Raw genomic sequence first — 19,413 nt, forward strand, 5'->3', positions numbered from 1 at the left:
AGCGGGTGGTGACGCTAGTCGAACCCCTGGGCGGTTCGCGGCGGAAAATCCGTGGTTTAGACCACAGGGATCATTGGGCCGTTCGGCGGTAAGGGATCATGTCGTGACCTCGGCGTGGGTGAGGGGGCCGAGGGTGGCTTCGGCGGTGCCGCCGGTGATCTCCGCCAGCCAGGTGCGGAAGGCGTCCACTTCGGACACCGGGACGTTGACGTGGAAGCGGACCACGTCCTGGTACTCGGTGTCGACCACCTGGTAACCGGCCGACCGCAGGTCGTTGTCCAGCTTGCCCGCCACCAGGTAGTCCACCGCGGTCGTCACGGTCCGCACCGGGCGCCGCTCGACCAGGCCGACGTGCTCCAGCGCGGCCGACACCGCACCGCCGTAGGCGCGCACCAGCCCTCCGGCGCCGAGCAGCACCCCGCCGAAGTACCTGGTCACCACGGCCACGGTGTTGGTGATCTCGTTGTGCCGGAGCACCTCCAGCATCGGCACCCCGGCGGTGCCCGCGGGCTCGCCGTCGTCGCTGGACTTCTGCACCTCGCCGAGGTCGCCGAGCACGAACGCCGAGCAGTGGTGGCGCGCGTCGTGGTGCAGCTTGCGGCGCTGCTGGATGAACTCCCGGGCTTCCGCCTCGTCGGTGACCCGGGCCAGCGCGCACAGGAAGCGGGACTTCTTCACCTCCAGCTCGTGCTCACCGGACTGCTTGATGGTGCGCATCTGTCCCCTCCGGCAGGTGGCGTTGCTCACGGCCCCGAGGGGTCGCTCCCGCCATCCTCCCATTGCAGCAACGGTGCAGGTCAGCGCGGTGCGACGACGAACGGGGGACGGCGATTTCCGTTGTGGCCCGCGGGCACGTAACGTCCCCCCTCATGGAGCAGTCCTCGAGCCCGTTTGAACCAGGCGTGCGGGTCCGCGCCACGTTCGGCCGGTTCCGCGACAAGGTCGGCACGGTGGTGGAGACCGCCACCGGTCTTCCCGAAGTCTTCGACGGTCCCGTCCTGTGGGTGCGCTTCGACGACGCGGAAGAACCCGGCCTGGTCGCGGGCCGCTTCCTCGAAGCGGCCTAGGCCGACCCCAACGGCACAGCTTCCACTGGCACTGTGCTCCTCCACCGCGCCGGACACGCCCGGGCGCGGGGGTACTTCCGCGATTTCAATGGAAATCGGATGTCCGATTTCCATTGAAATCGCACGGTCGACGGCTCAGCCCCAGACCTCGGCGGCGGTCTCCACCACCAGGCGGAGCTTGGCCACCTCCTCGTCGTAGGTCAGCGAGTTGCCGTCCTTGGTCGAGGCGAAGCCGCACTGCGGCGAGAGGCACAGCTGGTCCAGGTCGACGTACCGGCTGGCCTCCTCGATGCGGCGCTTGAGCGCGTCCTTGGACTCCAGCGCGCCGCGCTTGGTGGTGACCAGGCCGAGCACCACGGCCTTGCCCTTCGGCACGAACCGCAGCGGCTCGAAGCCCCCGGAGCGCTCGTCGTCGAACTCCAGGAAGAACCCGTCCACCTCGAGCTCGTTGAACAGCGCCTCGGCCACGAAGTCGTAGCCGCCCTCGGCGACCCACGACGAGCGGAAGTTGCCCCGGCACATGTGCGTGGTCACCGCCAGGGTGTCCGGCCGCCCGCGCAGCGACTCGTTGATCAGCTCGATGGTCTGCAGGTGGGCCCGCTCGGCGTCGTCGCCGCGCGCGGCCAGCTGGGCGCGCTGCGCCGGGTCGTTGAGGTAGGCCAGGCTGGTGTCGTCGAGCTGCAGGTAGTGGCAGCCGAGGTCGGCCAGGGCGCGCACCTCGGCGCGGTAGGCCGCGGCCAGGTCGGCGCGGAACTCGGCCAGGTCCGGGTAGGTGGCCTCGTCGATGGCGGCGCGGCCGCCGCGGTAGTAGAGCATGCCGGGCGACGGGATGGTCAGCTTCGGCGTCGCGGTGGTGACCCGGTCGGCCAGCGCGGTGAAGGCGTCCGCGAAGATCGTCCGGCTCAGCCCGATCCGGCCGGTGACCTGCAGGTCCGGCGTGGCGAACTCGACGTCGCCCTGCTCGTTGCGGAACTTGACCGTGAGGCTGGCGTCCTCGACCTTCTCGACGCCGTCGAGCTGGTACAGGAAGTCCATGTGCCAGGAGCTGCGCCGGAACTCCCCGTCGGTGGCGCTGTGCAGGCCGACCTCCTCCTGCATGGCCACCACCTGCGAGATCGCCTCGTCCTCGACGCGCCGCAGCTCGGCGTCGTCGATGCGGCCGGCGGCGTGCTCGTCGCGGGCGTCGAGCAGGGCTTGCGGTCGGAGCAGGCTGCCGACGTGGTCGGCGCGGAACGGTGGGGACACACGAGGGCTCATGCCTCGCAAGATAGTTTGCGAATGCGAGCATGCCTAGAGGAGTGGTTCCATGCTCGTTTTGCGTAGCGGTGCGGGCTGCGAAGGTGGGTTAAGCGCTGCGCGCTTGCGGCAGCTCATGCTGTCGTCGCGAAGGCGTCGCAGTTGCAGTCCAACGAGGGATCAGCTGGTCGTCCGCCCAGGTCTCGCCGCTGCGGTCGGTGGCGGCTGTGAGCAAGGACAAATCGGTACATCCGGTCTGCTGGATAAAATCGACCAGGACAACTGACGTCGGGGCTGACGGATGGAGACGATGCGAGTTCTCGTGATCGGAGCCGGAGTCGGGGGACTCGCCATCGCCAACGGGCTGCTCGGCAAGGGCCACGAAGTGCAGGTCTTCGAGCACGCCGACTCGCTGCGCACCACCGGCGCGGGCATCACGGTGTGGAGCAACGGCACCGCCGCGCTGCGCGATCTGGGCATCGACATCGAACCGTCCGGCCGTCGCCTGCACAGCCTGCGCTCGCTCACCGACACCGGTCGGTTGCTGTGGGAGGCCGACCTCGGCGAGGTCACCGAGCGCCTCGGCTCGCCGACCGTGCAGATCCCGCGCCGCGTGCTGATCGCCGAGATGGCCGCCGCGCTGCCGCCGGGCGTGCTGCACTTCGGCCGCCGCTGCGTCGGCGTCGTCGAGCAGCCGGACCGCGTGGTCGTGGAGTTCGACGACGGCAGCCGGGCCACCGGCGACCTGCTGATCGGCGCCGACGGGCAGCGCTCCGTGGTGCGGCGGGAGCTGCTGGGCGGCGCCCCGGCGAAGCCGACCGGTTGGGCCAGCTGGCAGGGCCTGACCCGCAGCGACCTGCCCGTCGCGCACGGTCACCAGACGCTGAACATCGCGGGCCGCAACGCGCACTGCGGCCTGATCCCGACCGGCGGCGGACTGCTGCACTGGTGGTTCGACATGCCGTGGAAGGAGGGCGACCCGGTGCTCTCGGTCGCCGACCTGCGCGCGATCTTCCGCGGCTGGCCCGCGCCGGTCGAGGAGCTGCTGGCCTCGGTCACCGACGACGACCTGGGCTTCTTCCCGCACATCCGGCACAAGGTCCCGCACGTCTGGGGCGGTCCGCGCAGCACGCTGCTCGGCGACGCGGTGCACGCGATGCCGCCCGCGGTGGCGCAGGCGGCCAACCAGACGCTGGAGGACGCCTGGCTGCTCACCCAGTACCTGTCCGATGTGGACGGCGATCTGGCCACCCGCCTGCGCGCCTACGAGCAGGAGCGCCGCCCGCGCGCCCTCAAGGTCTCCCGCACGGCGGCCCTGACCTCGGCCCAGCGCAGCACCCCGCTGCAGCGCCTGGCGAAGTTCCCGAGCTGGCTGGCCACCCGCAGCCAGGTGGCATCCCTGCGCTCCGGCAGCAACGTCCTCCGCGGCGTCGCCCCGCACCCAGTGGTCCAGGCGGCCTGAGCTCCCCCCGGCATTTTCGCTGGTGGGGGCCCGCGGAACCACGACGGCCCGCCGCGCCGGAGTGGCGGGGCGGGCCGTCGTCGGCAGGTCGGCTCAGGCGCCGAAGGTGTCCGGGTCCGGGCCGACGCGGACGCCGGTCTCCAGGGCGGTGATCGCCGCGACGTCGTCGTCGGCCAGCTCGAAGTCGAAGACCTCGATGTTCTCCTCGATCCGCGACGGGGTGACCGACTTCGGGATCACCACGTTGCCCAGCTGGAGGTGCCAGCGCAGCACGATCTGCGCCGGGCTCTTGCCGTACTTCTCGCCCAGCGAGGCCAGCGTCGCGTCGTCGAGCAGGCCCTTGCCCTGGCCCAGCGGGCTCCACGCCTCGGTGGCGATGCCGTGCTCGGCGTGGAACGCGCGCAGCTCGGCCTGCGGCAGGTTCGGGTGCAGCTCGATCTGGTTGACCGCCGGCACGATGTCGGTCTCCTCGAACAGCCGCTTCAGGTGCGGGATCTGGAAGTTCGAGACGCCGATCGCCTTGGCGCGGCCGTCGGCGTGCAGCTTCTGGAAGGCCTTCCAGGTGTCCACGTACTGGTCCTTGGCCGCGACCGGCCAGTGGATCAGGTACAGGTCGACGTAGTCCAGGCCGAGCCGCTCCAGGCTCTCGTCGAAGCCCTTCAGCGCGCTGTCGTAGCCCTGCTTGTCGTTCCAGAGCTTGGTGGTGACGAACAGGTCCTCGCGCGCGATGCCCGACTCGGCGATCGCCCGACCCACGCCCTCCTCGTTGCCGTACACCGCGGCGGTGTCGATGCTCCGGTAGCCCGCCTCCAGCGCCGCCCTGACCGGCGCGACGACCTCGTCGGCCGGGACCTGGAAGACGCCGTAGCCCAGCTGCGGCATCGCTGCGCCGGTGTTCAGCGTGATGTTCGGAACCTGTGTCATGTGGGTGCTTTCCTCCGCCGATATCGCGTTCGTCGCCGGTCGCGCGGGACCGGCACCAGGTGGAACCGATTCAGCCGGTCCCGGATTCCCGCCACGCGGTGTGGCCCTTGCCGCAGGCCACGGTATTTCACCCGCCGGGCTGCCGCTCAGGGAGTCAGCGGACCTCGACGGACTCGTTCGGCTGCGCGGCGGGCGCCGGGGCGGCCTGCGGCTTGCGGTCCAGCCAGCCGGACAGCAGGGCGAAGCCGAGGCCGACGAGGGCCAGCAGGGCGCCGACCCAGCTCGGCGCGGTCAGGCCCAGCCCGGCCGCGATGACCAGGCCGCCGAGGTAGGCGCCCAGCGAGTTGGCGATGTTGAACGTGGACTGGATGCTCGCCGAGCCCAGCGCCGGGGCCTCCTTCGCCTGGTCCAGGATCCGCGCCTGGATGCTCGGGATGGCCGCGAAGCCGGTCGCGCCGATCAGGAACACCGTGATCGGCGCCAGCACGGCGCTGTGCGAGGTGAGCACGAACAGGCCGAGGGAGGCGGCGAGCGCGGTGAGGAAGACGTACAGCGTCCGCATCGGGTTGCGGTCCGCCAGCCGCCCGCCGAGCGCGGTGCCGACGGTCATCCCGACGCCGAACAGCGCCAGCAGCGGCGTGACCGCGGTCGGGGAGAAGCCGGTCACGTCGGTGAGCACGGGCTTGATGTAGCTGTAGAAGGAGAAGGTCGCGGCGAAGCCGAAGACGACCACCGCGAAGGCCAGCCACACCTGCGGGCGGCGGAACGCGCGCAGCTCGCCGCGCAGGCTGACGTCGGTGGGCTTGGGCTGGTCGGGCACCAGCGCGGCGACCGCGGCCAGCGCGACCACGCCGATCACCGCGACCAGGCCGAACGCCCAGCGCCAGCCGAGCTGCTGGCCGAGCAGCGTGCCGACCGGCACGCCGACGATGTTGGCCACGGTCAGGCCGATGAACATCATCGAGATGGCCTGCGCGCGCTTGTCGGCGGCGACCAGCCCGGCCGCGACGACGGCGCCGATGCCGAAGAACGTGCCGTGCGGCAGACCGGCCACGAACCGGGCCGCCAGCAGCAGCTCGTGCGTCGGGGCGAACGCGGAGAACAGGTTCCCGACGGTGAACAGCACCAGCATGCTCAGCAGCATCGCCTTGCGCCGGGTGCGCATGCCGAGGATGGTCAGCAGCGGTGCGCCGATCACCACGCCGAGCGCGTACAGCGAGATGTAGCCGCCGGCGTCCGGGATGGACACGTGCAGGTCGGTGGCGACCTCGGGCAGCAGGCCCATCATCACGAACTCGGTCGTCCCAATCCCGAATGCGGCGATGGCCAGGGCCAACAGGGCAATGGGCAAGGAAGTCCCCTTAGACGAACGTGCCGGACGGTGTGCGGGTCGAACCCCGGCCGCGCGCACGCCGGAGCGGCTCGCTCTGCTCCAGGCCGGGGAAACGATTCAGGAGACGGCTCACGCAGGCGCTCCCGGACGTCTTCAACAGTATCCCGGCGCACCGCTGTTCCCGAACCGGATATGAACCGCGCCACGTCCGGCTTCGCTCGTTCAGCCGAGCGCGCAGCGGAACTCGTTCGTCCACTGTGGATTTTGACAGTGCGGGGCGCACAGCCGTCGGGCGTTCCCGCTGTGCAGTCCGGCAAACGGTGAAACGTGGAAACTTTTCGCAACTGCCTGTCGGCCGCGAGTTGATCGGTGATAGCCCTCGACGCGACCCATCCCCGGTGGACGGAGGGGCCGATGCGCTCGAAGGTCGTCGCGGTCGTGCTCGCGGCGTTGGCACTGCTGGTGGCGACGGCCGTTCCCGGCGCGTCCGCGCCCCCGGAACCGCACCGCTTCGTCACCAGACCGGACCTGAGCCCGCCGGTGGTGCGGATCGACACCCCGGCGAACGGCACCGAACCCGGCAGCATCTTCCTCGCGCCGCACGGCACGGCCACCCAGAGCGGGCCGATGATCGTCGACGACGCCGGTCAGCCGGTCTGGTTCCAGCCGGTCGGCGACGGCGCCGGGCTGTTCACCATGGACTTCAAGGCCCAGACCTACCGGGGCCAACCGGTGCTGACCTGGTGGCAGGGCGCGCCGCACCCGGGCTACGGCGAGGGCGAGTACGTGGTGCTGGACCGCTCCTACCAGCAGATCGCCACGGTCCGGGCGGGCAACGGCCTGCGCGCCGACCTGCACGAGATGGTCATCACGCCGCGCGACACCGCGCTGCTGATCGCCTACCGCACGGTGCAGCTGGACCGGCCCGTGGTGGAGGGCGTCGTCCAGGAGGTCGACATCGCCACCGGCGAGGTCCTGTTCGACTGGCGCAGCCTGGACCACGTGGCGGTCGACGAGTCGACGGTCCCGGTCCCGGAGGACCCCGCCGCGCCGTACGACTACATCCACCTCAACTCGGTCACCGAGGACGCGGCGGGCAACCTGCTGATCTCCGCGCGCCACACCGACGCGATCTACCAGCTGGACCGCGCCACCGGCCAGGTCCAGTGGCGGCTGGGCGGCAAGCGCAGCGACTTCGCCGTGGACCCGGACGCGGTGTTCGCCCGGCAGCACGACGCGCGCTGGCAGCCGGACGGCACGATGAGCCTGTTCGACAACGCGGCCAGCGAGCCCGGGCCGGTCTCGCGGGCGCTCGTGCTCGCCGTCGACCAGCAGGCGCGCACCGCCCGCGTGGTGCGCGACTTCGCCCACTCCGGCAGCGCCACCAGCGTCAGCCAGGGCAACCACCAGGTGCTGCCGGGCGGCAACAGCTTCGTCGGCTGGGGATCGCAGCCGGAGTTCACCGAGTTCGACGAGACCGGCGCGGTGGCGCTGCACGGCTCGTTCGGCGACAACATGCCGTCCTACCGGGCCTTCCGCCTGCCCTGGACCGGCACGCCGACCGAACCCCCGGTGGCGGCGCTGCGCGACGACGGGACGCCGACGGTGTACGCGAGCTGGAACGGATCCACCGAGGTCCGCGCCTGGCGGATCCTCGCGGGCCCGACCCCGGACCAGCTCCGCCCGGTCGTCGACGCCCCGAAGACGGGCTTCGAAACCCCCACCGCCCTCCCCGCCCCCGAGGCCTACGCCGCGGTCGAAGCCCTCGACGCGAACGGCCAGGTCCTGGCCCGCTCGGAGCCGGTCAAGCCGGAGTCGTGAGCGGCGGTGGTCGCAAGAGCGGCCACCGCCGCTCACGAGTCAGCGCAGGGCGCGGTAGCCGGGGTGGACGCCGGGCGTCAGCTGGTGGCTGCTCGCCAAGCGCTCCAGGAAGGCCTTGAGCTGCGCGCGCTCGCCCGGGTCGAGGGCCTGGCAGAAGGCGGCTTCGTGCTGCGCGATCACCGCGCGTACCTCCTCCAGCAGCTCGGTGCCCTCGGGCGTCAGCGTCAGGTGCTGGACGCGGCGGTCGCGGGTGCCGCGCGTGCGGGTGACCAGACCGCGGCGCTCCAGGTCGTCGACGAAGGTCACCACCTTGCTGGGCAGCAGGCCGAGCTCCCGGGCCAGCTGCTGCTGGCTCAGACCCGGCCGGGCCGAGATCATCCGCAGCACCCCGACCAGCGGAGGTGTCAGCGCCAGCTCCTCGACGCGCGCACCGAACTGCATCGCGGCGTGCGCGCCCAGCTGGCTGAGCAGGAACGCGATCCCCGAGGACTCTGCGGACACGCGAGCATCTAACCACCGGGCCGTCCGGCGGTCGGCTCACCGCCGCCCGCGCCGCAGGTCGGCGTGCGCCTCGACCTCCATCCGCTCGACCATGTGCGGGTAGTGCAGCTCGAACGCCGGGCGGTTCGACCGGATCCGCGGCAGCGAGGTGAAGTTGTGCCGCGGCGGCGGGCAGGAGGTCGCCCACTCCAGCGAGTTCCCGTGCCCCCACGGGTCGTCCACCCCGGCCACCACGCCGAACCGGTAGCTCTTCAGCACGTTGTAGAGGAACGGCAGCATCGACCCGCCCAGCACGAACGCGCCGATGGTGGACACCACGTTCAGCGCGGTGAACCCGTCGGAGACCAGGTAGTCGGCGTACCGGCGCGGCATCCCCTCGGCGCCCAGCCAGTGCTGCACCAGGAACGTCAGGTGGAACCCGACGAAGGTCAGCCAGAAGTGCAGCTTGCCCAGCGTCTCGTCCATCATCCGGCCGGTCATCTTCGGGAACCAGAAGTAGATCCCGGCGAACACCGCGAACACGATGGTGCCGAACAGCACGTAGTGGAAGTGCGCCACCACGAAGTAGGTGTCGGTGATGTGGAAGTCCAGCGGCGGCGACGCCAGGATCACCCCGGTCAGCCCGCCCAGCAGGAACGTCACCAGGAACCCGGTGGAGAACAGCATCGGCGTCTCGAACGTCAGCCGCCCGCGCCACATGGTGCCGATCCAGTTGAAGAACTTGATGCCGGTGGGCACCGCGATCAGGAAGGTGGCGAAGGAGAAGAACGGCAGCAGCACCGCGCCGGTGGCGAACATGTGGTGCGCCCACACCAGCATCGACAGCCCCATGATCAGCAGCGTGGCGAACACCAGCCCGGTGTAGCCGAACAGCGGCTTCCGGCTGAACACCGGCAGGATCTCGGTGACGATGCCGAAGAACGGCAGCGCCACGATGTAGACCTCCGGGTGGCCGAAGAACCAGAACAGGTGCTGGTAGAGGATCGCGCCGCCGTTGGCCGGGTCGAACGCGTGCCCGCCGAGGTGCCGGTCGACCAGCAGCCCGAACAGCGCCGCGGCCAGGATCGGGAACGCCATCAGCACCAGCAGGCTGGTGGCCAGGATGTTCCAGCAGAAGATCGGCAGCCGCCACATGGTCATGCCGGGGCAGCGCAGGCACACCAGCGTGGTGATCATGTTGACCGCGCCGAGGATGGTGCCCAGCCCGCTGATGATCAGCCCGGCCGCCCACACGTCCCCGCCGGGACCGACGCTGAACACCGACCGCGACAGCGGCGCGTAGGCGGTCCAGCCGAAGTCGGCGGCGCCGTTGGGCAGCAGGAACCCGCTGAGCACGATCAGCCCGCCGAACAGGAACAGCCAGAACGACAGCGCGTTCAGCCGCGGGAACGCCACGTCCGGCGCCCCGATCTGCAGCGGCAGCACCACGTTGGCGAAGCCGAAGATGACCGGGGTGGCGAACAGCAGCAGCATCACCGTGCCGTGCATGGTGAACAGCTGGTTGTACTGCTCCTGGGACAGGAACTGCAGCCCCGGCACGGCCAGCTCGCCGCGCATCAGCAGCGCCATCGCCCCGCCGACGATGAAGAAGAAGAACGAGGCGAGCAGGTACATGATCCCGATCTGCTTGGGGTCGGTGGTCCGCAACCAGGGCACCAGGTGCTCGCCCTTGCGCGGCCGCCGCGTGGTCCGGGCCCGCGTGGGGACCGGTCCGGGTCGGATCCGGGTCGTGGCCATCTCCGCCTCCAGAGCGCGCGGATCTGCGCCTAGCTGGCCGTGTCCCTCTCCCTACCCACCTCCGCCCGCCAGCAACCCCCGGCCGCGCGCCGTCAAGCCCCGCGAACGCGCGTTCGGCGGCGGTGGGGTTCCTCAGCTGGTGGCGCGGTCGAGGGCGCCGAGGGCCATCGAGTGCAGGAGCCGGGACATCGCCTCGACGTCCAGGTGCGCGCTGTAGGGCGTCGAGTTGATCAGGCCGAACACCGCGTGGGCCGCCGCGCGGGCCGTCGGGCGCGGCAGCTCCGGCCGGGCCTGGCAGAGCACGTCCACCCAGACCTCCACGTAGCTGCGCTGCAGCTCGCGGACCTTGTGCCGGTCGGTCTCGGCGAGGCTGTCCAGGTCGCGCATGTGCACGGTGATCAGCGCCGGGTTGCCCAGGGCGAACTCGACGTGCCAGCGCACCAGGCGGTCCAGCGCGTCGTGCGGGTCGGCCGCCTCGCCGACGCGGTCCTGCCCGCCGCGCAGCAGCCGGTCGCTGATGCCGGTCAGCAGCTCGGCCAGCATCGCGTCCTTGCTGCGGAAGTGCCGGTACAGCGCGGGCCCGGAGATGCCCACGGCGCTGCCGATGTCGTCGATGCCGACTCCGTGGAAGCCGGCGCGGGCGAACTTCTCCGCCGCCGCGGCCAGGATCTGCTCGCGGCGGGAGGGCTTGGCTGCATCGGTGGGCATCGAAGTCGATGCTAGACGAAACGCGTTAGTCGTCGTTAACATCGGCCACGTTAACGATGACTAACTCCGGTGGAAGGTGTGCCCCGCATGGATGCGCCCGCCCTGCGCACGACCGCGGATCCGGACTCGGCGGAGTTCGCCCGCAACACCGAGCAGCACGCGAAGCTCGTCGACGACCTCAACGCCCAGCTCGCCCGCACCAGGCTCGGCGGGCCGGAGAAGGCCCGCATCCGCCACGTCGAGCGCGGCAAGCTGCTGCCCCGCGACCGGGTCGACGCGCTGCTCGACCGCGGTTCGCCGTTCCTGGAGCTCTCGCCGCTGGCCGCGCACGGCCTCTACGACGACGAAGCCCCGTCGGCGGGCATCATCACCGGCGTCGGCCGGGTGTCCGGCCGCGAGTGCGTGGTGGTGGCCAACGACGCCACGGTCAAGGGCGGCACCTACTACCCGGTCACGGTCAAGAAGCACCTGCGCGCGCAGGAAGTCGCGCTGCACAACAACCTGCCCTGCCTCTACCTGGTCGACTCCGGCGGCGCGTTCCTGCCCAGGCAGGACGAGGTGTTCCCGGACCGCGAGCACTTCGGCCGGATCTTCTACAACCAGGCGACCATGTCCGCCCGCGGCATCCCGCAGATCGCGGCCGTGCTCGGCTCGTGCACCGCGGGCGGCGCCTACGTCCCGGCGATGAGCGACGAGGCGGTGATCGTCCGCGAGCAGGGCACCATCTTCCTCGGCGGACCGCCGCTGGTGAAGGCCGCGACCGGCGCCGAGGTGACCGCCGAGGAGCTGGGCGGCGGCGAGCTGCACTCCCGCACCTCCGGCGTCACCGACCACCTGGCCGCCGACGACGCCGACGCGCTGCGCATCGTCCGCTCCATCGTCAGCACCCTCGGCCCCCGCGCGCCCCGGCCGTGGGACGTCGCGCCGGTCGAAGCACCGGCGGTCGACCCGGACGAGCTCTACGGCGTGGTCCCGACCGACAGCCGCACCCCCTACGACGTGCGCGAGGTCATCGCGCGGATCGTCGACGGCAGCCGGTTCGCCGAGTTCAAGCAGGACTACGGCCAGACGCTGGTCACCGGCTTCGCCCGCATCCACGGGCACCCGGTGGGGATCGTCGCCAACAACGGCATCCTGTTCAGCGAGTCGGCGCTCAAGGGCGCGCACTTCATCGAGCTGTGCGACAAGCGCTCCATCCCGCTGGTGTTCCTGCAGAACATCTCCGGCTTCATGGTCGGCAAGGAGTACGAGGCGGGCGGCATCGCCAAGCACGGCGCGAAGATGGTCACCGCGGTGGCCTGCGCCCGGGTCCCCAAGTTCACCGTGGTCATCGGCGGCTCCTTCGGCGCGGGCAACTACTCGATGTGCGGCCGGGCGTACTCGCCGCGCTTCCTGTGGATGTGGCCGAACGCGCGGATCTCGGTGATGGGCGGCGAGCAGGCGGCCTCGGTGCTGGCCACGGTCCGCCGCGACCAGCTCGACGCCCGCGGCGAGCACTGGTCGGTCGAGGACGAGGAGGCGTTCAAGCAGCCGATCCGCGACCAGTACGAGCACCAGGGCCACCCGTACTACGCGACGGCCCGCCTCTGGGACGACGGGGTCATCGACCCGAAGCAGACCCGCACGGTCCTCGGCCTGGCGATCTCGGCATCGGCGAACGCCCCGCTGGAGGACATCTCCTACGGCGTCTTCCGGATGTGATCGGCATGCGCTGTCCAGGTCCCGCGAGCGTTTTGGGGCGCTATGGCACCCCGAAGCGCTCACGGGCGATGACCAGGCCAAACGTTCTCCGGTGCGAGGCGAAGGGATGACGATGCAGCACTTCGACGCGGTGCTGGTGGCGAACCGGGGCGAGATCGCGGTCCGGGTGATCCGGACGCTGCGCGAGCTGGGCATCCGCTCGGTGGCGGTGTACAGCGACGCCGACCGCGACGCCCGGCACGTCCGCGAAGCCGACACGGCGGTCCACATCGGACCGAGCGCGGCCGCCGAGAGCTACCTCAACAGCAAGCGGATCCTGGACGCCGCCCGCAGCACCGGCGCTCAGGCGATCCACCCCGGCTACGGCTTCCTGGCCGAGAACGCGGCCTTCGCCGAGGAGTGCGCCGCGGCGGGCGTCGAGTTCATCGGCCCGCCCCCGGCCGCGATCGAGTCGATGGGCGACAAGATCCGCGCCAAGCAGACGGTCTCGGCCGCCGACGTCCCGGTGGTGCCCGGCCGCAGCGAGCCGGACATGACCGACGCCGACCTGCACCGGGCGGCGCTGGAGATCGGGTTCCCGGTGCTGCTCAAGCCCTCCGCCGGTGGCGGCGGCAAGGGCATGCGCCTGGTGCACGACGAGTCCGCCCTGGACGACCAGATCGCCTCGGCGCGGCGGGAGGCGCGCTCCGCCTTCGGCGACGACACGCTGTTCGTGGAGCGCTTCGTGTCCCGCCCCCGGCACATCGAGGTCCAGGTGCTGGCCGACAAGCACGGCAACGTCGTGCACCTCGGGGAGCGCGAGTGCAGCCTGCAGCGGCGCCACCAGAAGATCATCGAGGAGGCTCCGTCGCCGCTGCTGGACGCCGCCACCCGCGCCCGCATCGGGGAGGCCGCGGTGAACGCCGCCCGCTCGGTGGGCTACGTCGGCGCGGGCACCGTGGAGTTCATCGTCTCCGCGGACCGGCCGGACGAGTTCTTCTTCATGGAGATGAACACCCGCCTGCAGGTCGAGCACCCGGTCACCGAGCTGGTCGCCACCGCCGCCGGGCAGCGCGGCATCGACCTGGTCGAGCAGCAGGTCCGGGTCGCGGCGGGCGAACCGCTGCCCTGGACCCAGCAGGACCTCGCGCTCGACGGGCACGCGGTGGAGGCCCGCGTCTACGCCGAGGACCCGACCCGCAACTTCCTGCCGACCGGCGGCGACGTGCTCGCCGTCCACGAGCCGTCCGGCCCCGGGGTGCGGGTGGACTCCGGCGTCCGCCCGGGGGCCCGGGTGGGCTCGGACTACGACCCGATGCTGGCCAAGGTCATCGCCTGGGGCCCGAACCGCGCCGATGCGCTGCGCCGCCTGGACAAGGCGCTCGCCGACACCGCGGTCCTCGGCCTGCAGACCAACGTCGCGTTCCTGCGCGCGCTGCTGCAGCACGAGCAGGTGCAGGCGGGCGAACTCGACACCGGCCTGGTCGAGCGCGACCTCGACGCGCTGATCACCGAGAGCACGCCCGACGAGATCTACGTCGCCGCGGCCCTGGAGCGCCTGCTCGCGGCGGAACCCACCGGAGCGGTCGTCGACCCGTGGGACGTCCCCGACGGCTGGCGGCTCGGCGAACCGGCGTGGAGCACCTGGCGCTTCGCGGCCGACGGCGGCGAGGTCGAGGTCCGCCTCCGCGGCCGCGCCCACGACGCCGCAGTTTCAGTTGAAACTGCGCCCGCCGGGCACGGGGAGAGCACAGTTTCAATTGAAACTGCGCCCCACCGGGCCGCGGCCGAGGTGCGCGGCGACGAGCTGACCGTCACCTACCGGGGCCGGACCCGCCGCTACCGGTTCGCGCACGTGGACGGCACCACCTGGCTGGCCGCCGACGGCCGCACCTGGGCGCTCGCCGAGCACCGGCTCCTCGCCGACCGCGGCGCCGCCGGCGGCCGCTCCGACGGCGTGGTGACCAGCCCGATGCCGGGCACGGTGCTGGTCGCCGACGTCTCCGCAGGTCAGCACGTGAGCAGCGGACAGCGGCTGTTCGTGGTCGAGGCGATGAAGATGGAGCACACCGTCACCGCCCCGATCGACGGCGTCGTCGCCGAGGTCCACGCCAGAAAGGGGCAGTCGGTCGGGCTCGACCAGCCGCTGGCTGTCCTCACCACCCCGTCGGACGCGACCGGGACAACGAAGGAGGCCCAGTGATGGTCGACCACCGGCTCAGCGAAGAGCACGAAGCCCTGCGCGAAAGCGTGCGGACCTTCGCCCGCAAGGAAGTCGCCCCGGTCATCGGCGACTACTACGAGCGCGAGGAGTTCCCGTACCCGCTGGTGCGCACGATGGGCGAGATGGGCCTGTTCGGCCTGCCGATCCCGGAGGAGCACGGCGGCATGGGCGGCGACTACTTCGCGCTCTGCCTGGCCCTGGAGGAGCTGGCCCGCGTCGACTCCTCGGTGGCCATCACGCTGGAAGCGGGCGTGTCGCTGGGCGTCATGCCGATCTACCGCTTCGGCAACGACGAGCAGCGCAGCACCTGGCTGCCGAAGCTGGCCCGCGGCGAGATCCTCGGCGCCTTCGGCCTGACCGAACCGGGCGGCGGCTCCGACGCCGGGGCCACCCGCACCACGGCGGTCCTCGACGGCGGGGAGTGGGTGATCAACGGCTCGAAGGCGTTCATCACCAACTCCGGCACCGACCTCACCGGCCTGGTCACGGTCACCGCGGTGACCGGCGAGAAGCCGAACGGCGGCAAGGAGATCTCCACGATCATCGTGCCCTCGGGCACCCCCGGGCTCACCGTCGCCAAGAAGTACTCGAAGGTCGGCTGGAACGCCTCGGACACCCACGCGCTGTCCTTCGACGACTGCCGGGTGCCCGCGGAGAACCTGCTCGGCGAGCGGGGCCGCGGCTACGCGCAGTTCCTCGCCACCCTCACCGAGGGCCGGGTGGCGATCGCGGCGGTCGGCGTCGGCCTGGCCCAGGGCTGCGTGGACGAGTGCGTGCGCTACCTCGAGGAGCGCGAGGCGTTCGGCCGCAAGATCGGCGAGTACCAGGCGATGCAGTTCAAGCTCGCCGACATGGAGCTGCGCGCGCACACCGCGCGCCTGGCCTACTACGACGCGGCGTCGCGGATGCTGCGCGGCGAGCCGTACAAGAAGCAGGCCGCGATCGCGAAGCTGGCCTCGTCGAACGCGGCGATGGACAACGCCCGCGACGCGACCCAGATCTTCGGCGGTTACGGGTTCATGAACGAGACGCCGGTGGGCCGGTTCTACCGGGACGCCAAGATCCTGGAGATCGGCGAGGGCACCAGCGAGGTCCAGCGGATGCTGATCGCCCGGGAGCTCGGCCTGCCGGCCTGATCCCCACCGGCTCCCGGAGGTCGTCGATTTCGCGAGAAATCGACGTACTGCCGGTTTCTCGCGAAATCGCGCTCCGGGATCAGTGCCGGAAGCGGTTCTGCGGCACGGTGATCTCCTCGGTCTGCTCGACGTCGCCGTACGCGTCGGGCTGCACCGGTTCGGCCACCGGCCGGAAGTCCTGCTGGGTGTCCTGGTCGGGCCACATCGGCGCCGCCTGCTGGGCGGCGGGCGGCACCGGCGACGGCTGCGCGGCTGCGGGCGGCACCGGGGCGGCCGGTGCCTGCTCGTCCTCCATGGCGAGGTGCTGCATCACCCAGTCGCGGGCGAGCGACGCCGGTGAGGTGCCCTGCTTGGCCGCGAGCTCCTTGAGCCGCTCGTTGGCCATCAGGGGCAGCCGGAGCTGGTGGACCTGCGCCGCGCCGAAGCGGCGGCCGGACCCGGTGGACTCGACGTCTTCCTCCGGGGCCAGCGCAGCCAGGTACGACTCGAACTCGTGATCGGGTTCGGCCGGTTCGGCCGCCTTCTGCCGACGGCTGGTCTTGGTTCGTCCTAGAGCCACGCGCCCACGATAACGGTCAGGTTGCGGTGCGCGAATCGCTGTGAGGCCTGTCACCGCCCGTGCTGGGCGCGTTTCGGGCCGTGAAATGCGGAGGGCCCCCGCGTCAGGGGGACGAACGCGGGGGCCGGAGGGGATCTCCACAAGTGCTGACCGGGGGTGTGTCAGCGACCCGATTGTGGCACGCGACGAGGCGCTTTGGGGAGCTTTCGACGCATGATTCGTGCGTCCGGCGCTCCTCGGGCAGGCCCGGTCGGCGGTCTCGCGCAACGGTTCGGCGTGTTACCCGCCTGCTGAGGGCCCTGCGGGGCTCAGTTCGCGCTCGGCCACTCGGCGATGGTGTAACCGGCCTCGGTGATCGCCGCGGCGACCGCGTCGCGGCTGAGCTCCTGCTCGCTGGTCACCGACACCTGCCCGCTGTCCACCGCGACCTGCACGTCGGTGACGCCCGGGAGCTCGGAGAGCTCCTCGGTGACCGACCGGGCGCAGTGGCCGCAGGTCATGCCGCCGACGGTGAACGTGCGACTGCTCATGTGCGTTCCTTCCTGATCTTCCGCCCCGAACGCCCGATGCCCGGGGCGGCCCACCGGTGGTCCAGTGTGGATGATCGAGTTCGCGGCCCGGCCATCCGAAGTGGATCGTGCTCGGGCGGGTGATTACTCAGCGTCGAAGTCAAATCACTCTCTGGGGGGCTGCGGGTGTGGACAACCTGTGGATAGCCTGCGCCGGGAACCCGAGGCCGGGGAGGCGTCATGTACGGGTCGCTGGATGTGCGGAAGTTCTTGTGGCAGCAGGAGGACGGGCCCTCGCGGCAGTCGGCCGCGGTACCCGCCCCGCGGGCCGGTGAGCCCTCGCGGATCTCGCCGGAGCAGGTGCACAAGGCGAGGATGGCGGTCGCCCGCAGCGCGGAGAGCGCCGAGGATTGCAGACTCCTGCTGGACATGTTGGGATTGGCTCCCGACGAGGACGGGCAGCCGCCGGTGACCCGCTGACCGGGGTCGCGGGGAGGCGTCGCCCGGCGGGCGCGACGCCCCGAACCGGAGTAACTTCCGGTGGCAGTGTTGATCAACCGTTCGTGGGTCTCATCGCTCGGAAGAGCGAAATCGACGAACGACTGCCCGCCGGAGCCGAGCCATGCCACAGCAGCGCCGGGCGCAGCTCACCCGCCGCGCCATCCTGATCGCGGCGGCGACGGAGTTCGACCTGGTCGGTTACGAGGCCGCCGCGCTGAACGCGATCCTGCGGCGCAGCAGGACCACCAAGGGCGCGTTCTACTTCCACTTCTCCTCCAAGGAGGCGGTGGCAGAAGCGCTGGTCGAGGACTACGCCGCCGGACTCTCCGCACTGCGGCGGGAATGGCTCGAGCGCGGCCTGGACCCGCTGTCGACGGCGGTCGGCCTGACCGTCGAGGCGGCCCGCCGGGTGGAGCGGGACGTCGTCCTCCGCGCCGGGCTGCTGCTCTCCTGCCGTCGACCCGGGGCGGTCGGCGACGGTTGGGACGGGCTCATCGACCGCCTGCTGCACGAGTCGGCGGAGGCGGGGCAGCTGGAGCCCGATGCGGATCCGGCCGCGGTGGCCCGCGTGGTCCACGCGGGCTTGGTGGGCGCGCACAAGATCGGTGCGGACTTCTCCGGCCTGTCGGAGCGCTTCGTCGAGATCTGGCGCGTGGTGCTCGCCGGGGTCGCCCGCGAGGGCGCGCTGGGGAGACCGGAAATCCTCGGCAGAACCTGAGGCGCGGATCACAATTTCGGATCTCGGCCGTTTTGCCGGATTTTCCGCCCGGGGAGGTCGCTCGGCGGGCGCTGCGGCGGCTTCGCGGAGCCCTGAGATCGGATGCCCCGATAGGTCGAAATCGGCAGGTCAAGACGGTAAGCTTGCCGTCGGCCGCGGGCTCCGGGCGGGGCTCGCGAGGGGACCGCACGGCTTAAGTGACCCCCCTGTTTCAGGGCCGCTGGAGGCATGTCGTAAGCTTTACTCAACGCCAACGGAGCGGACCTGAAAAGGGAAAGCCGGTTGGAGGCAAGGCCGGGTCGGTTCCCGAATCGGCCAAGCCCCCATCGTCTAGCGGCCTAGGACGCCGCCCTTTCAAGGCGGTAGCGCGGGTTCGAATCCCGTTGGGGGTACGGAACAACTGAAGAGAGCAAGAAGCATGGCCCAGTGGCGCAGTTGGTTAGCGCGCCGCCCTGTCACGGCGGAGGTCGCGGGTTCAAGTCCCGTCTGGGTCGCCAAGGCGAACGGTGCAGAACCGGACGCTATCGGCCAGGTAGCTCAGTTGGTACGAGCGTCCGCCTGAAAAGCGGAAGGTCGGCGGTTCGACCCCGCCCCTGGCCACCAACCGAGAGCTTCGATCAAGCCCCCACCGGATCCGGTGGGGGCTTTTTCCGTTCCGGGGTCACGGGGACAGCTTGGCCCGCACGAGGTCGACGAGCTCTTCGGCGGCCGCCGCCGTGTCGTAGCTCGGGTCGGTGAGCTGCTCGGCGACGATCGCGTCGATCCCGCCGCCGATGATGATCGCGAGCGTGCGCACGTCCAGCGGGGTTCGCTCCCCCGTCGCGCGCGCGGCCGCTTCGAGGATCTGCGCGAGGGGCTGCCACCGCTCGGCGGGCTGGCGCTCGGCGGCCTCGCTGGTCATCGCTTCGGTGATCATCCGGGTGTGCCGGGGGTGCTCGCGCAGGTGGCCGATCATCGACCGGATGTAGGCGGCCGGGCCCTGCGCCGGGTCCGCCGCTTCCACCGCTGCGCCGACCTGCGTCGTCAACGCGGTCAGGACGTGCTCGTGCGCGGCGCGGACCACGGCGTCCTTCGACGGGAAGTGGTAGAGCACGGCCGCCTTCGTGATGCCGGCGCGCTCGGCGATCCGGGACAGGGACGTGCCCGCGTAACCGCGGTCGGCGACCAGCTCGACCGTCGCTTCGATCAACTGCCGACGCCGGGCCCGCTCGGTGAGCGTCAGCTCCGACTCCGCTCGCTCGTGCCTTGACATGGCGCCTATTCTACCGATCGGTTAGAAGACTTACCGATCGGTTAG

The 19,413-nt window shown here is 71.1% G+C and carries 18 protein-coding genes and 3 tRNA genes; 11 read left to right on the top strand and 10 right to left on the bottom strand.

Annotated elements, in window-relative coordinates:
• Nucleotides 1-96 precede the first annotated feature (96 nt).
• Nucleotides 97-717 (bottom strand): YigZ family protein, encoded by a 621-nt coding sequence (locus tag F1721_RS26525; RefSeq protein ID WP_150069509.1) that lies wholly within the window; start codon nt 715-717, stop codon nt 97-99.
• 152 nt (nt 718-869) lie between these two features.
• Here F1721_RS26525 and F1721_RS26530 point away from each other — a divergent pair, with 152 nt between their 5' ends.
• Entirely contained in the window at nt 870-1,067 is a 198-nt protein-coding gene (locus F1721_RS26530) for a hypothetical protein (protein WP_150069510.1), read from the top strand.
• A gap of 135 nt (nt 1,068-1,202) precedes the next feature.
• Here the strand turns inward: F1721_RS26530 and F1721_RS26535 are convergent, their stop codons facing one another.
• The gene (locus tag F1721_RS26535) at nt 1,203-2,324 is read right to left on the bottom strand and encodes a 5-methyltetrahydropteroyltriglutamate--homocysteine S-methyltransferase (RefSeq protein WP_150069511.1); all 1,122 of its coding nucleotides are present in this window, start codon (nt 2,322-2,324) and stop codon (nt 1,203-1,205) included.
• 289 nt (nt 2,325-2,613) lie between these two features.
• Here F1721_RS26535 and F1721_RS26540 point away from each other — a divergent pair, with 289 nt between their 5' ends.
• The gene (locus F1721_RS26540; protein WP_246155316.1) at nt 2,614-3,765 is read left to right on the top strand and encodes an FAD-dependent monooxygenase; all 1,152 of its coding nucleotides are present in this window, start codon (nt 2,614-2,616) and stop codon (nt 3,763-3,765) included.
• Between the two features lie 93 nt (nt 3,766-3,858).
• Here F1721_RS26540 and F1721_RS26545 read toward each other — a convergent pair whose 3' ends face one another.
• A complete protein-coding gene (locus tag F1721_RS26545) occupies nt 3,859-4,689 on the bottom strand; it encodes an aldo/keto reductase (RefSeq protein ID WP_150069513.1) in 831 nt (276 codons plus the stop codon).
• A gap of 154 nt (nt 4,690-4,843) precedes the next feature.
• Nucleotides 4,844-6,040, bottom strand: a complete 1,197-nt coding sequence (locus F1721_RS26550) for an MFS transporter (protein WP_150069514.1) — start codon at nt 6,038-6,040, stop codon at nt 4,844-4,846.
• A gap of 396 nt (nt 6,041-6,436) precedes the next feature.
• On the opposite strand from F1721_RS26550, the gene F1721_RS26555 reads away from it, so the two are divergent.
• Nucleotides 6,437-7,843, top strand: a complete 1,407-nt coding sequence (locus F1721_RS26555) for an arylsulfotransferase family protein (RefSeq protein WP_150069515.1) — start codon at nt 6,437-6,439, stop codon at nt 7,841-7,843.
• A gap of 39 nt (nt 7,844-7,882) precedes the next feature.
• Here F1721_RS26555 and F1721_RS26560 read toward each other — a convergent pair whose 3' ends face one another.
• The 3 genes from F1721_RS26560 to F1721_RS26570 form a co-directional block, all read right to left on the bottom strand.
• The gene (locus tag F1721_RS26560; RefSeq protein ID WP_246155317.1) at nt 7,883-8,344 is read right to left on the bottom strand and encodes a MarR family winged helix-turn-helix transcriptional regulator; all 462 of its coding nucleotides are present in this window, start codon (nt 8,342-8,344) and stop codon (nt 7,883-7,885) included.
• Between the two features lie 36 nt (nt 8,345-8,380).
• Nucleotides 8,381-10,081 carry an aa3-type cytochrome oxidase subunit I gene (ctaD, locus tag F1721_RS26565; RefSeq protein WP_150069516.1) on the bottom strand — a complete coding sequence of 567 codons (1,701 nt, stop codon included), beginning with the start codon at nt 10,079-10,081 and terminating at the stop codon, nt 8,381-8,383.
• Between the two features lie 132 nt (nt 10,082-10,213).
• Complete coding sequence (locus tag F1721_RS26570) at nt 10,214-10,789, bottom strand: SACE_7040 family transcriptional regulator (RefSeq protein ID WP_150069517.1); 576 nt, start codon at nt 10,787-10,789, stop codon at nt 10,214-10,216.
• Between the two features lie 87 nt (nt 10,790-10,876).
• Here F1721_RS26570 and F1721_RS26575 point away from each other — a divergent pair, with 87 nt between their 5' ends.
• The 3 genes from F1721_RS26575 (at nt 10,877) to F1721_RS26585 (ending at nt 15,829) form a co-directional block, all read left to right on the top strand.
• Nucleotides 10,877-12,490 carry a carboxyl transferase domain-containing protein gene (locus F1721_RS26575; RefSeq protein ID WP_150069518.1) on the top strand — a complete coding sequence of 538 codons (1,614 nt, stop codon included), beginning with the start codon at nt 10,877-10,879 and terminating at the stop codon, nt 12,488-12,490.
• 106 nt (nt 12,491-12,596) lie between these two features.
• Complete coding sequence (locus F1721_RS26580; protein WP_150069519.1) at nt 12,597-14,672, top strand: acetyl-CoA carboxylase biotin carboxylase subunit; 2,076 nt, start codon at nt 12,597-12,599, stop codon at nt 14,670-14,672.
• The gene (locus F1721_RS26585; RefSeq protein ID WP_150069520.1) at nt 14,672-15,829 is read left to right on the top strand and encodes an acyl-CoA dehydrogenase family protein; all 1,158 of its coding nucleotides are present in this window, start codon (nt 14,672-14,674) and stop codon (nt 15,827-15,829) included. Before F1721_RS26580 ends, F1721_RS26585 begins: the two co-directional genes overlap by 1 nt.
• A gap of 79 nt (nt 15,830-15,908) precedes the next feature.
• Here F1721_RS26585 and F1721_RS26590 read toward each other — a convergent pair whose 3' ends face one another.
• Nucleotides 15,909-16,388 (bottom strand): hypothetical protein, encoded by a 480-nt coding sequence (locus F1721_RS26590; RefSeq protein WP_150069521.1) that lies wholly within the window; start codon nt 16,386-16,388, stop codon nt 15,909-15,911.
• Between the two features lie 308 nt (nt 16,389-16,696).
• Nucleotides 16,697-16,918 (bottom strand): heavy-metal-associated domain-containing protein, encoded by a 222-nt coding sequence (locus F1721_RS26595; protein WP_150069522.1) that lies wholly within the window; start codon nt 16,916-16,918, stop codon nt 16,697-16,699.
• Nucleotides 16,919-17,137: 219 nt separating this feature from the next.
• On the opposite strand from F1721_RS26595, the gene F1721_RS26600 reads away from it, so the two are divergent.
• The 5 genes from F1721_RS26600 (at nt 17,138) to F1721_RS26620 (ending at nt 18,719) form a co-directional block, all read left to right on the top strand.
• Nucleotides 17,138-17,377: a hypothetical protein gene (locus F1721_RS26600; protein WP_150069523.1), complete on the top strand. Its 240-nt coding sequence runs from the start codon at nt 17,138-17,140 to the stop codon at nt 17,375-17,377.
• A gap of 142 nt (nt 17,378-17,519) precedes the next feature.
• Entirely contained in the window at nt 17,520-18,116 is a 597-nt protein-coding gene (locus tag F1721_RS26605; protein ID WP_150069524.1) for a TetR/AcrR family transcriptional regulator, read from the top strand.
• A gap of 319 nt (nt 18,117-18,435) precedes the next feature.
• A tRNA-Glu gene (locus F1721_RS26610) sits at nt 18,436-18,508 on the top strand.
• A 28-nt stretch (nt 18,509-18,536) separates the two neighbouring features.
• Nucleotides 18,537-18,613: transfer RNA gene (locus tag F1721_RS26615), tRNA-Asp, on the top strand.
• Between the two features lie 29 nt (nt 18,614-18,642).
• Nucleotides 18,643-18,719: transfer RNA gene (locus F1721_RS26620), tRNA-Phe, on the top strand.
• Nucleotides 18,720-18,777: 58 nt separating this feature from the next.
• On the opposite strand, the gene F1721_RS26625 is transcribed toward F1721_RS26620, so the two are convergent.
• On the bottom strand, nt 18,778-19,368 hold the full coding sequence (locus F1721_RS26625) for a TetR/AcrR family transcriptional regulator (RefSeq protein ID WP_150069525.1): 591 nt from the start codon (nt 19,366-19,368) through the stop codon (nt 18,778-18,780).
• Nucleotides 19,369-19,413: the final 45 nt, after the last annotated feature.

This window comes from Saccharopolyspora hirsuta, from assembly GCF_008630535.1.
In the GTDB taxonomy this organism is placed as follows: Bacteria; Actinomycetota; Actinomycetes; order Mycobacteriales; family Pseudonocardiaceae; genus Saccharopolyspora; species Saccharopolyspora hirsuta.

Bases quoted from the DNA above. Each gene is read 5' to 3' on its own strand.
- F1721_RS26525 (WP_150069509.1), bottom strand. From the start codon at position 717: ATGCGCACCATCAAGCAGTCCGGTGAGCACGAGCTGGAGGTGAAGAAG.
- F1721_RS26585 (WP_150069520.1), top strand. From the start codon at position 14,672: ATGGTCGACCACCGGCTCAGCGAAGAGCACGAAGCCCTGCGCGAAAGC.
- F1721_RS26575 (WP_150069518.1), top strand. From the start codon at position 10,877: ATGGATGCGCCCGCCCTGCGCACGACCGCGGATCCGGACTCGGCGGAG.
- F1721_RS26530 (WP_150069510.1), top strand. From the start codon at position 870: ATGGAGCAGTCCTCGAGCCCGTTTGAACCAGGCGTGCGGGTCCGCGCC.
- F1721_RS26545 (WP_150069513.1), bottom strand. From the start codon at position 4,689: ATGACACAGGTTCCGAACATCACGCTGAACACCGGCGCAGCGATGCCG.
- F1721_RS26535 (WP_150069511.1), bottom strand. From the start codon at position 2,324: ATGAGCCCTCGTGTGTCCCCACCGTTCCGCGCCGACCACGTCGGCAGC.
- F1721_RS26625 (WP_150069525.1), bottom strand. From the start codon at position 19,368: ATGTCAAGGCACGAGCGAGCGGAGTCGGAGCTGACGCTCACCGAGCGG.
- F1721_RS26540 (WP_246155316.1), top strand. From the start codon at position 2,614: ATGCGAGTTCTCGTGATCGGAGCCGGAGTCGGGGGACTCGCCATCGCC.
- F1721_RS26605 (WP_150069524.1), top strand. From the start codon at position 17,520: ATGCCACAGCAGCGCCGGGCGCAGCTCACCCGCCGCGCCATCCTGATC.
- ctaD (WP_150069516.1), bottom strand. From the start codon at position 10,081: ATGGCCACGACCCGGATCCGACCCGGACCGGTCCCCACGCGGGCCCGG.
- F1721_RS26555 (WP_150069515.1), top strand. From the start codon at position 6,437: ATGCGCTCGAAGGTCGTCGCGGTCGTGCTCGCGGCGTTGGCACTGCTG.
- F1721_RS26570 (WP_150069517.1), bottom strand. From the start codon at position 10,789: ATGCCCACCGATGCAGCCAAGCCCTCCCGCCGCGAGCAGATCCTGGCC.
- F1721_RS26600 (WP_150069523.1), top strand. From the start codon at position 17,138: ATGTACGGGTCGCTGGATGTGCGGAAGTTCTTGTGGCAGCAGGAGGAC.
- F1721_RS26580 (WP_150069519.1), top strand. From the start codon at position 12,597: ATGACGATGCAGCACTTCGACGCGGTGCTGGTGGCGAACCGGGGCGAG.
- F1721_RS26595 (WP_150069522.1), bottom strand. From the start codon at position 16,918: ATGAGCAGTCGCACGTTCACCGTCGGCGGCATGACCTGCGGCCACTGC.